Genomic DNA, 14,509 nt, shown 5'->3' with positions numbered 1-14,509 from the left:
TATTATTTTAGCTAATGATTTACTAAGCTTATAGTAATGTTTCAGAGTCTTTGAATATAAAACTATACCGAAACTTTTATAGATGTTGAATTTGAATAATATTAGAAATAACAAGTTTTAACCTATCTCAATATTGAGCTATGTTTGTTTTCCTAAAAACACTATTTAACCTGTTATGAGCCTTAATTTTTGTGTATAATAATATTATATTCTCCAATGATATATTAATGCACTGGACTTTGTGTACACGGACAATTACTAATACCACGTAAAAAGTCTAACCCTATTGTAACCATATGAGTCCCTGAATTGAAACCTGATAAGTTGTTTGTCGTTATTTGATAGGCATACCCTAAGTAGAAAATAGATTTCTTAAAACCTACCATGGGTCCTATGTTTAAAGGTTTAAAAAATTGATCATTAAGAAAACGATAGGATATTCCAGCCCAATAATAATCTTCTTTTCTATTAAACTTTCTAAATTTAAAATTTACATCTGTACTTGATCTGCCATCACTACTAAATAATTGATAATAAACAGATGGTTCGTATTCTAAACCACTCTTTTTAGGGCCTCTAAATGTATATCCTGAATAAATTTGATAATTTAAAAGTAAATTAGGTTCTTGTATAGCATTAACTGTATCTTCAAAATCAAAATCCTTACCCAAAACATTATTGGCATTAAAACTTAAAAAGAACCCTTTAAGTCTAAACAAGGCACTAACATCAAAGTTATTATTTGTAATCGCCCGGTCATCGGTTGGGATATTAGTGACAGGGGGGTTTTGACCATTACCATTATTTACAAATTTAGAAGTATCAATCCTAAAACTATTGAGGTTATAAGAAATACCAAATGATAAGTACATTTTAGCATAATAGTCTAAAATAAGATGATGCGCAAACGAAAATTTAGCGCCTTTTTGAATGGTATTTCCATTACTATCATTATAGAAAGATACGCCCACACCAGAACGATCTGCAATTCTAAAATCGGCATAGATAGATTGGTTCTGTGGGGCATCTTTAATACCAACCCACTGTGTTAATCCATTAGCTCTGATTTTTAAATTATCTCCTATTCCTGCATAAGACGGAGAGACTACAAAATTATTTTCTGCCAAATATTGTGTTAAAACTGGCAAGTTTAACTCTTGGCTATAGCTATTTGCTATAACCAAGAGAAACATGTATATAAATAATTTCCGTATACGTATCATTCTAATTTTCAATATCATAATCCTTTATTTTGATTATCTATAAAGTGTAAAGTGTCCAACAAATTCACGATCATCTTTTGGGTCATTAAGTTTTAATACATACCAATAATCACCTGTTGGAAGCTCCGCGTTATTATATTTACCATCCCATTTTTCCCCTACACTTAAAGTTGCTATTATACGACCATACCTATCAAAAATATCGAAAGTAAGATCTTTATATTGAGATGTACACCCTGGTCCCCATTCGTCTTGATCATTATCTCCATTCGGGGTAAAGTAATTAGAAATACATACATCTATATATTCAAAATATCTGGTAACAGTCGCCACACAACCATTTCTATCTGTTACAGTGACTGTATAATCGCCTGACGAATAAATAAGGAATGTGTTTGTACTACCATAAGACTCACCATTTAGTGTATATTCATATGGTTCTGAACCTCCTGTTGTTACAGCAACGATTTCGTTTAAGTTACCGTCATCTAAAACAAGCGTTAATGGATCTGATTGATCAATATCAAAACCTTCCGTTCTTTGAATACATCCATTTGTATGTCTTACGTCTACATAATGATCTAACCCAGCTGGCACATTTACAAATACATTGCTAGCTTGATATGGTGCACCATCTAATGAATAATCCAGATCTGTTAAGTCTGTTATACTAACATCTACAGTTACCGTAACGGTGTTTGTTGTTATATTTCCAGTACAAGCATACTCTATAGCAGCTTCAGGATTTATTCTTACTGATGGTGGGAACGTTATAGTCCATTCTGATAAACAATCGCTAGCATCTCTAACAAAGACAATATGGTCTCCTCCAACAAGATTATCAAAATCAAATCGTGTTTGAGTTGCTGTTCCTGTTGTATAAGTTCCATTAACATCATCTAAGGCAACACTATATGGCATATTGCCTCCTGTTATATCAATACTAAATGATCCATCTGCATCACCTTCACAAACCTCAGGGATTAATGAATTAGGTACTACGCTTACTATTACTGGCGTTGGTGAACCAATCGTAAAAGTATCAAACACGAAGCATCCTAACTCATCTTGAGCTATAGCCTGATAGGTACCAGGAGCAAGATCTTCAAATGTAGATGTTTCGAAAAATTGATCTAATCGAGGTGAAATGGCATATCTAATTAATCCAGTACCTCCAGATGCATTTATTTGTAATACACCATCATTAGAACCTGGACAGGTTTCATTTGTTGGTACAAAACTTGCTATTAATGGATCCGTAGGTTCGGTAATGTCAATTCTTACAGTAGTGAATAAACAATCACCACTTTCTACTCTTACCTGATAACTTCCAGCAAGGAGTTCTGTGAAAACACCTGGGGTATCTTGTACCACTGGTGTTATAGCATTTCCAGATGTATCTTGTAAAGTATAAACATAATTACCTAAACCACCTTCAGCTGTTACTGTTATTACACCAGTATTATCTCCAGCACAGTTTATATCAACCGATTCAGGATCAGCTGTTAAAGTTGGTAATGGATCTATTATGATTTCATTAGAAACATTTGCTGGACATCCATTAGCATCTCTCACATAATAAACATGTGATCCTACAGATACAGGGAATGTTATCGACGAAGGGAATGATCCTAGAGTCGTAACAAAATTTTGTGTATCACTATATGTATATGGTCCTGTTCCCCCTGTAGCGCTTAATGTTAACGTAGCACTTGTTAAACAAGTTTGTGAGGTCTCTTTTGCCAAAGTTACTTGTACTTGAGTTGGCTCATTTATAACAACGTTAGGCGAATTAAACTCACAATTATATCCATCGGTTACAGTAACATTATAAGTTCCTGCACCCAGGTTTGTAAATACTGGATCTGTTTGAGGTCCTGACGATGCTACTATTGGTGAGACCATATTAAGCGTATAAGAATAATTACTTCCTTGTCCGCCAGTAGCATTTACAGTAATCGTTCCATTTGTATCACCAAAACAAGATAATAAGCTTGCACTTGGAGTCACGGTCGCTGAAATTGGTGTTGGAATATTCAAAGTAATTGGATAAGGCTCTATACATCCTCCGGCATCTCTAACATTTACTATATAAGCTCCTGCCGATAAATTTCTAAACGTTCCATTTGGAGAATACCCTACTGTAGCCGCTCCTGTTAATTCATACTCATAAGGTGTTCTTCCCCCACTAGCTACAGCAGTAATAGTACCTACATTATTATCGCAGGTTACATTCGCTGTTTCTGTTGCTACCAATGTTAATGCACTGACAGGAGAATCTATAGTGATTACATTCGATGTTGTAGTACAGAATGGGCTTGCCGTTTCTGTTACTACCACGGTGTAATTACCTCCTTGTAACCCTGTTACCAGTTCAGGGTTCGTTGATGTATTAGCTGCTGTAAGACCTCTTACTGAAGCTCCTGTGCTATTTAATATATCATAATTATAAGGTCCTGTATAACCACTTATATTAAGTTCAAATCCACCATTATTATCTGTAAAACAGGTGACTTGAGTTGATGCATTTATTACTGCATCAATAGTATCAAAAGGCAATACTTCGTATGATGCATCTATAGTACATCCAGTAGTTATATCATTTACTTGGAAATGGTAAGTTCCTGGATTTGTTATATTAAATGTATTCGACGCTTGTGGCGTTCCACCAGGCAACATTTGAAAAGTAAAGTTACCTGATCCTCCTGTTACAGTTATATCAACCGAACCTGTGCCATTACAATCAATAGGCGTAGCTACCGCTACTGTTGCAGCAGTTAGTGTTGGCAATGGTGCTATGTTTACAGTATTGGTCTCAATACACCCATTATCATCTCTTACAAAAATATTAATGGTCTGCGAAACACCTGTATCAATGATATCAAATGTATTGGTTGTGAAATAATTTGTACCATCAATACTATATGTATATGGAGCCGTTCCTGTTCCTGCGCCTTCATTAATAGTTAATGTACTCGTGTTTACAGAATTATCTGGTGCACATGTATAAGGTGTTGCGGTTCCTGAAACCGTTAAAGCTAACGGCTCATCAACTCGAACAACTGCAGTATTGGTACATCCTTTACCAGAAGTTACTTCTACGGTGTAATCTCCAGCTACTAAATCTTCAAAAAGATTTGAGGTTTGTGAAGGTCTTACAATAGGTCCAGCTATAATTTCATAATTATAAATTGGATTATCGTTACCTGGATTTAAGTTTACAGTGATTGAACCATCATTACCCCCATTACAGCTAACATCAACTACAGTTGTTGTAAATGTTACAGGTATTGTAGCATTGGTTGTTATCACATTTGTTTCTGTTGTACAACTATTTACATCAGTAATTTCAAACTGATATGTATCTGCCGTAGTGTTGTTATAAGTAAATGTAGTTCCTGCAAATGGTATTTGTGGCCCTGCATAAGCTCCTCCCCCTATACTAACTCTATAAGAATACGGTCCGTTTCCTCCAAGCACCTCAATATCCATAGAAGCATCTGTTGGTAAAGAACATGTTAAATCTTTAGTTAAAGTGGCACTTGCTGCAAGTGGTGCAAAAACGTCTATTGGCGCAACAGTATTAGCCGTACAATTGTTTCCATCTCTAATAGTAATCGTATAACTTCCAGCTGTACTTACCGTAAATATAGAACTTGTTTGATACGATACACCGCCATTAATACTGTAGCTTAATGGTGCTATTGCTCCTGCTCCCGGAGTTGCTGTAATAGTAAATGATGTTGTTCCTGAACACTGATTGTCTACAGCTGCTGTTACCGTTGGTACAGGATCGTTAATAATAGTAACAGTATCGAATATTGGAGTTTGAGTACAACCGTTGGCATCTAAAACATATACATCCCAGGCTAAATCCGCTCCCGAATTCGTATCGACTGTTAAAACATTATTGATCCCATAAGCTGCTGGTAATGGAGCTGCTGCTCCCGATACAACTGCCGCATAGGTATAAGGCCCTGTTCCTCCTATTGCTGTAACCGTAATCTGTGAGTTATCATTACTACAGAATACATTGGTTGCTGTTGCTGTAAATGATAAAGGATTTGCTGGTTCCCCAACCACTACTGTGGCATTTGCTGTACATCCTGTGCCATCATCTGTTATGGTAATTGCATAAGTTCCAGCTCCTAATCCTGGGAAATTAATGGTTGTTGCTGATTGGGCAACACCTGTTGCCGGTAATGCACCTCCTGTAATAGAATAGCCATAAGTTCCTGCGAAGTTTGCAACTGTAAATCTTATTGCTCCGTCCGAACCGCCATTACAGTTTACATCACTAACCAATGTTCCTGTTACTGTAATATTGGTTACTGGATCTACGGTATACGATTCTGTATAGTAACAGCCATTGGCATCCCTTACTTCAAATAAATAGGTGTCCGGGGCTAGTCCTGTAAAAATTCCAGAGACTGCTCCTGTTACGTTTCCTGTTGCCGATGCTGGTGATAAGATCGCATATGCTAAGGTTCCTACACCACCTGTCGCTGTTAAGGTAACGTCGCTTGTTGACGCCAAACATGTCACTGGCGTTGAAGCAAAACTTAAAGCTGTTGGCGGATCTAGCGCCGTAACGACTACCGAACCTGGGAAGGTACAACCGTTAGCATCTCTTACGATATAATTTATTGTTTGGTCTGCTCCGGTATCGTTTACGGTTAATGTGTTTGTTGTACCGAATGCCGAGCCATTAAAACTGTATTCGTATGGTGCTGTTCCCGTTCCTGCTGTAGTTGTTACTGTTACAGTGGCCGGTTGATTCGTATTCGTAGGGCTACAACTTAATGGTGGCGCTACTGCTGCCGTGGCTGCTAAAGCCGACGGCTCTGTTAGCGTTACTGAACTGGTAAATTCACAGCCTTTACTATCCCTTACCGTATAAGGGTAAGCAATATTTGCACTTAACCCTGTGTATAATACAGTTGAAGTGAAAGCACTTCCATTAAAACTATAGGTATAAGGTCCTACACCATTCGCTGCTGTTATTTGTACCGATCCGTTTGTGCCTCCATTACAAGTAGGGTTTATTGGCGCTACTGTAGCTGTTGGATTTACTAACGCATCAATAGTAATAGTACTTGTTTCTACGGTACATGTACCACCAGTAACATTTGTATCTGTAATTCTAAATTGATACGTTCCTGCTGTAGAAACCGTATAAGTAAATGATGCGCCTACTGGTGCTGGTAAAACTGGTATATAAGCAGTGCCATCTATAGAAACTTCATAAGCGGTATAATTCACATTACCGCCAGATATTGTCACATCAATAGTAGCATCAGCCGGTGCAGAACATGTTAAATCTTTCGTTAAAACAGCACTTGCCTGTAATTGAGGATCTACAACATATGGTGTTGAAGCCTCACATCCGTTGACATCTCTTATGGTTAAGGTATAGGTTCCCGGAGCATTAATCGTAAAGCTATCGCTCGCCTGGAAACCACTTCCAATACTATAAGACAATGGCCCAACTGCTGTACCCATACCCTCTACTAAAGTAATATTTAAAGGACTACCTGTATAACATTGTTGTGTTACTGGATCTATTGTTGGTGGTGCTTGATGTGTAACATTAACAGGATGATCATCGGAACAATCATTCGCATCTAAAACATATACATCCCAAGCTAAAGCTGTACCTGAACTTGTATTAACTGTTAAAACATTACTTGTACCGTAAGCTGCTGGTAATGGAGCTCCTGCTCCTGATACAACTGCCGCATACCTATATGGTCCTGTACCTCCTCTTGCTGAAACTGTAATTTGAGCCCCTGCGTTACAATTTGATGGTACTAATGTTTCTGTAAAAGTAAGTGGCTGCGCTGGTTGCGTAATTGTAAAAGTAGATGTACTAGCACAAAGCGTTCCTGCTGCTTCTCTAGCCTCTAAAACATAATTACCCGGAGGTAAAGCAGAAATAGTATGTGATACCGGTCCTCCTGCAGGCCCAACCAATGTTCCGTTTACTGGTGTTGGTAAAGGTAATAATGTTAGTGCATTTAATAATCTATAATCAATATTTGTAACCGTAGCATCATAATCTTGAACGGTAAACGCAAAGCTACCATTATCTACTCCATTACAAGTTATATTGGTAGCTGTTGTACCCGATATGGCTATCGTAGATGGCGGTGCTGGCGTTAGAATAGGTAACACAAAAATACAATTATTAGCATCTCTTACCTGTAAAAAGTAATTTACATTATGTAATAGTCCTGTAAAAGTATAAGTAGCTGGTCCAACTGTTTCAGGTTGCCCTACAATCGAATAATTATAAGGAGCTGTTCCTCCTATTGTTGTAACAGTATAATCCACTCCGGTAGCACAGTTATTCGAATTTAAAGTCCCTGTTAATGTTAAATCGGGCGTTGTGTTAACCATTAGAGGTCCACTGTTGTATTCACAACCGTTGCTATCTACAATTCTAACATAATGATTTCCAAAGGATAAATTTCCAAAAGTATGAACTGGAGTTGGTGCTGCAGATGCTTCAACATGCGCCACACCAATTTGCGTAAACGTATTATCGTATAAAGTATATGTATAAGATTCTGTACCTCCAGAAACTATACTAACTTCAATCCTTCCAGGTGTTGCTACATTACCTGCACATGATAATCCAAATATATCAATATCAGGAACAATAGGTGCTGGATTATTTAATGTAACAGAGGCTGGTGGTGAATCACAACCTAAATTATCTCTTACTACATAATTATAAGTACCTGCTCCTAAACCACCAAATACATTTGTAGATGCAAAAGTAGCACCTCCATTAATACTATAAGTAAAAGGAGCTTGACCTGCTGTAGCTGTTAAGGTAATAGAACCATTTGTGGAACCATTACATCTAGGGTTTACATGTGCTTCTGTAACTGCAACTGGAACTATAGAAATAACTGTAACAACATTTGTTTCTATCGTACATGTAACTCCTGTAGTTTTTGTATCTGTAATTCTAAACTGATACGTTCCTGCTGTAGAAACCGTATAAGTAAATGATGCGCCTACTGGTGCTGGTAAAACTGGTGTATAAGCAGCGCCATCTATAGAAACTTCATAAGCGGTATAATTCGCATTACCACCAGATATAGTCACATCAATAGTAGCATCAGCTGGTGCAGAACATGTTAAAACTTTCGTTAAGACAGCACTTGCCTGTAATTGAGGATCAACAACATATGGGGTTGAAGCCTCACATCCGTTGGCATCTCTTATGGTTAAGGTATAGGTTCCCGGAGCATTAATCGTAAAGCTATCGCTCGCCTGGAAACCACTTCCAATACTATAGGACAATGGTCCAATTGCTGTACCCGTACCCTCTACTAAAGTAATATTTATAGGACTACCTGTATAACATTGTTGTACTACAGGATTTATTGTTGGTACCGGATCGTTAATAATAGTAACAGTATCGAATATTGGAGTTTGAGTACAACCGTTGGCATCTAAAACATATACATCCCAGGCTAAATCTGCTCCCGAATTCGTATCGACTGTTAAAACATTATTGATCCCATAAGCTGCTGGTAATGGAGCTCCTGCTCCCGATACAACTGCCGCATAAGTATAAGGGCCTGTTCCTCCTATTGCTGTAACCGTAATCTGTGAGTTATCATTACTACAGAATACATTGGTTGCTGTTGCTGTAAATGATAAAGGATTTGCTGGTTCTACAACCACTACTGTAGCATTTGCTGTACACCCTGTGCTATCATCTGTTATGGTAATTGCATAAGTTCCAGCTCCTAATCCTGGGAAATTAATGGTTGAAGCTGATTGTGCAGCACCTGTTGCCGGTAATGCACCTCCTGTAATCGAATAGCCATAGGTTCCTGCGAAGTCTGCAACTGTGAACGTGACTGCTCCGTCCGAACCGCCATTACAGTTTACATCGCTAACCAATGTTCCTGTTACTGTAATATTGGTTACTGGATCTACGGTATACGATTCTGTATAGTAACAGCCATTGGCATCCCTTACTTCAAATAAATAGGTGTCCGGGGCTAGTCCTGTAAAAATTCCAGAGACTGCTCCTGTTACGTTTCCTGTTGCTGATGCTGGTGATAAGATCGCATATGCTAAGGCCCCTACACCACCTGTCGCTGTTAAGGTAACGTCGCTTGTTGACGCCAAACATGTCACTGGCGTTGAAGCAAAACTTAAAGCTGTTGGCGGATCTAGCGCCGTGACCACTATCGAACCTGGGAAGGTACAACCGTTAGCATCTCTTACGATATAATTTATTGTTTGGTCTGCTCCGGTATCGTTTACGGTTAATGTGTTTGTTGTACCGAATGCCGAGCCATTAAAACTGTATTCGTATGGTGCTGTTCCCGTTCCTGCTGTAGTTGTTACTGTTACAGTGGCCGGTTGATTCGTATTCGTAGGGCTACAACTTAATGGTGGCGCTACTGCTGCCGTGGCTGATAAAGCTGACGGCTCTGTTAGCGTTACTGTACCATTAGCAATACATTCTTTATTATCTCTTACTTGGTACGTATATGTTCCAGCACCTAGCGTATTATAAAATGATGTTGTTGTAAAAGCGCTTCCGTTAAAACTATATTCATAAGGTCCTTCTCCTCCGGTTGCTGTTATTTGTACCGAACCATTTGTACCACCATTACAAGTTATATTTACAGTGGTTTCAGAAGCTGTTAGTGGTACTAATGGATTCACAGTAACAATTCCAGATTCTACTTCACATCCTATAGCATCTACTACTCTAAATCTATAATCTCCAGCAGCAGCTACTGCTGGTGCAAATGTTGTTCCTGGTACTGTTGTAAGTACTGGGTTATACGCACCTCCATTAAAAGATGTTGTATATTGATATGGAGGCGTACCTCCCGAAATCGTACCCGTAATTAAAGCATCTGGAAATGCAGAACAATCTATATCTTTTGTTAAAACGGCGCTTAATGTTAATTGTGGTGCTATGGTTTGTGCTGGTAAAGTAACTGTACATCCATAAGCATCTCTTACTATAATGGTATAACTTCCAGGAGTTAAACTCGCAAATGTATTGCTAGAACCAAAAGGCCCTCCATTAATATTATATTCAAAAGGAGCTTGTCCTCCAGATGTTACTGTTGCCACTAGTGTTGCAGCATTAGTCGTATCATAACATAAGTCTGATGTCACATCTATAGAAGCAACTGGTAATGTTGTTAAACTTAAAGTAAATGTATCTGTCGCTGTACATCCATTTGAATCTGTAACCGTCGCTGTATATAATCCTGCTTGCGTTAAACCTCCAAAAGTGTTACTTCCTTGTGGCCCTAAAACCGTTGCATCTGGTTGAGTAAGTGTATATGAATTTCCACCCCAACCGCCTACGGCATTAATAATAACACTACCATCTGTAAGACAAGTAATAGGGGATTCGGTTGCTGTAGCACTTAATGCTACTGCTGGTGTATTTACTGTTACAGAAGCTGTTTCCTGGCAATTTGTAGCTGTATCTGTAACAACAATTGCATAAGATCCTGCTGATAATCCTGTTAAATCAATAGGTGATGAACCAGCCGTGGAAGATCCTCCATTAATAGTATAGGTAAAACCTGTTGTTCCTGAAACTGTAAATCGAACTGCTCCATCTGAAGCACCGACACAAGTAATATCATTTATTAATTGACCTACCACCGTTAATGCTGGAAGTGCCTCAATTTCGTAAGACTCACTATAAGTACAGTTATTAGCATCTCTAACTTCGAAAGTATAAATATCAGGAGTTAGACCTGAAAAAGTAGTCGAACTTTGATACCCTGTAATTGCCGCTGCTGGTGCTGTTATTCTATACTCTAAGGTTCCTACTCCACCTGTTGTATTCGTAATTGTAACATCAGATTCATTTGTTGGACAGGTTAAAGGCGTATTACTGAAAGTTAAATTTGTTGGTGGGTCTAATGGATTAATATCTATAGCAGGTGCAGTAAACGTACAACCATTAGCATCTCTTATTGTTACTGTATAAGAACCATCTGTTACCCCTGTAAATGTAAGTCCAGCTTGAAATGTAACTCCATCTATACTATATGTATAAGGAGCAGTTCCTCCTGAAACTCCAGAAACAGTAATAATTCCATCGGTATCACAATTATATGGTGTTGTTAATGTTGCTGTTCCTATAACTGCTGAAAGTTCTATAATATCTATAGTTTGTGGTGCAGCTAGACACACATCTGTTCCTGAAGTATATTCAACTACGACCTCGTAACTTCCAACTGCAAGCCCTGTAAAAGTAGGTGAATTAAAAAATGTTACTCCATTATCAATACTATATCGCAACGTATTTCCGTTAGCGTTCGAAACATTAATATCTATTTCTCCAACATTACCAGTACCGGCACATAAAATATCCGTCTTAGAAACAGTAAAGGCAGGAGGTTGTATGGCATCTACATCTATTGATATATCTACAAAACAGTTGTTAGAATCTACAACTCTAATATTGTATGTTCCTGCTGCTGTAACTGGTATTTGTGGTAGTGTTTGGAATACCGTTGTACTATTTACAAAATAGAAATAAGGCGATGTACCTCCTGTTGGATATACGGTAATTTCCCCATCGGTACAAGTTAAAGGACTTGTTAAAGCCGCGGTAGCCTCCAACAATGTCGGGTTTATTATATCTATATCACCATTAAATACACAACCATCGTCCGTAGTAACGTCTATAGTGTATGTTCCTGGGTTTAAATTGGGAAATGTATAATCACTAGCCGCTATAGGACCTACACTATTTATTAATGTAGCTCCTAAGGAAATTGAATAGTAATATTGTGGACGTACATCATTAGCTGCTACTAAGACACTTCCTTGACCATTATGACATAATGGTTGTGTAATGTCTGTTGTAACAGTAAAATTTCTTTCTCTTATTTGAATATCTGGTATCGTAAAGATACAAGGATTAGGCGTAACACCTATTTGTCTAATATAAACAGTATAAATACCCGCGGTAGCTATAGAAAAAATATTACTAGGTTGAAAATTTACATTGTCAATACTATACTCGTATCCACTAGGTACATCTGCTACAACTATTTCTCCTGGTGTTGTACAAATAATATCATTTGATGTATATGTTGGTAACAATACATTTTCATAAACATTAAAATAATACTCATTAAAACAACCACCTGTATAATTTAACGTTAATCGGTATTGCCCAGCTGTATCTACTAAATAATCTGGTCCGGTCTGTACTGTAACCCATGTACAAGTTGCCTCCACATTGGGACATCTTATATCTGCAACTGCTGTACAGCTTGATTCGTCCAGTCTTTGCCAAATTATTGAGTTAGCATCAGTAATATTTGTATCAATAAATGTTGTATCGGAAGCACCGCACATAAAAATGTTTGGCAATTCTGTTCCGTCATCAGGACAAGTAACTACCTGATCTGCAAAAGGAATTACTGGATTTGGAACTCCTGCACCAAAAGTAATTACATTAAAAATCTGGTCGATAGATTGACAAGGTGCTGTTGCTGTATTACGAACAGTATACGTTCCTGGAGCTGTAACTGTTATGGATTGTGTTGTTTCTCCTGTAGACCACAAATATGAATCGTAATCATCTCCTGCCGTTAATACCACATTATCACCACAAAGAATCACGTCTTCTTCAAACGTACAATCAATATCGGCAATAAAGTTAGTAGCTCCTGGTATTAACAAACAACCTGTATTGGTACTGAAACTTGGATCATCTGAAATAACAAACAAAGGGTTTAAAGTACCTCTATAAGTTGAAAAAGCTTGGTTACTTACAATATTATCGCAGGCATCATTCAGCAAACTACATTCCCTTACTACTGTCACTCTAAAACGGATTTCTAGTATAGGGTCATTTTCCTCTATTACAGAATCATCTACAGCAAAAATAAGCTCTCGCGTTGCTGGGGTATAGCTTTGAACTGTAATCCCTGAAGGTAATAAACCCATATCGGCTGGGTAATCAAATTCAATATTATTCGGAAGTACATCTCTTATAGTTAACCCTGTAGCATCATCGTTTCCTGTATTTTGAAAACCTATTACATAATTTAATTCATCACCGAGAGCGACTAATCCGCCTCCAATATTATTTCCAAATTCATCCTCAACGGTCTTAGTAAGCACCATGTTAGGCGCAATAATATCTACCGCAAAGGCGAAGAAATATGGGAAATACGTATCTTGACCTGTTTCTAAACGTACTGTAGCACTTGTGTCATTATTATTAATAACGGCATTTGCTGGATTAGGTACGGCCAATATACCCGTATCAAACCCTAAGGAATTACTACTATTAGGTACCCTAACTGGTGGTCCTGTTACCGAACTGTTGAAAAAGTTATTTTGATCTCGATTCAGGTCAGACAGCCTGGTTCCATTAATTATTAATCGGTCACCAGTAATTGGTTTATCTCCTTCTAAAGTAGCAAATGCGAAATTCGCTCTAACTGGAGCAGGTGCTGGTACGGTTCTAAATCCTGAAACCGCAACATCTAATCCAGGAGTATTTCTTGTGATCGTACTAAAACCATCAAAACTAGTAATGGATTTACCTGGTAAAGACGGATTCTGATAAACTATAAATAAAGACCATCCTGCTGAATTTCCAGTATTATTACCGAAAAGCTCTGTTTGACCTTGAGCCGATGATACATTAGCAACCGTATATGTTCCCTGATCGGTACCTAATGCTCTTATAATATTTGTTACATCTGCATAACATGCATATGGAAAACTATTACCCCCATCTACTGATGTTGTACCTGCATTAAAAATAACAGTTCCTGTAATATCATTATACCCACCGGTTGGCCCTCTTAATTTTACAGCGGTAATAGGTTCTGTACCATCTGTAACGGCACTCCAATATAGACCTGCATGTACAATTTCATAACAATCGTTAGCTGCAGGTGGGATATTAGGATTAATAGGGATTTGTAAATCCGCACTCGATGAGCTAAACGTGGTTCCATCCGAATCAATATCGATATATCGCATATTAACATTATCGTTATATGTCGAATTATTATTGAAATCATTGTTGTTTGGTCCCAAAATATTATTACCTATCAATATGATATCACCCTTCAAATCTTGATTAAATCTAGGTGTGAAGGGCACTTGATTTTGAGCAAACAATTGTACGCTGAACAAAAATATCAGCAGAACAATTAGTTCTTTTTTTAAAGTAGTAGGTTTTTTCATAATAGTTTATATTTGACGCTTCTTTATCCTTATAGTTAGGGCTTTATCAGATAAAG

At 37.7% G+C, this 14,509-nt stretch carries 2 protein-coding genes; both read right to left on the bottom strand.

The window, feature by feature from the left end; translation table 11 throughout:
- Positions 1–224: 224 nt before the first annotated feature.
- Positions 225–1,241, bottom strand: coding sequence for a PorP/SprF family type IX secretion system membrane protein (locus tag Q4Q39_RS09470; RefSeq protein ID WP_303282191.1), 1,017 nt, complete (start codon positions 1,239–1,241; stop codon positions 225–227).
- Positions 1,242–1,256: 15 nt separating this feature from the next.
- Positions 1,257–14,453 carry a T9SS type B sorting domain-containing protein gene (locus tag Q4Q39_RS09465; protein ID WP_303282190.1) on the bottom strand — a complete coding sequence of 4,399 codons (13,197 nt, stop codon included), beginning with the start codon at positions 14,451–14,453 and terminating at the stop codon, positions 1,257–1,259.
- Positions 14,454–14,509 lie beyond the last annotated feature (56 nt).

It is taken from the genome of Flavivirga amylovorans, assembly GCF_030540875.1.
GTDB classification, from domain to species: Bacteria; Bacteroidota; Bacteroidia; order Flavobacteriales; family Flavobacteriaceae; genus Flavivirga; species Flavivirga amylovorans.
The sequence above is the reverse complement of the archived record's forward strand: the minus strand, read 5'-3'. Positions and strand labels throughout refer to the sequence as shown.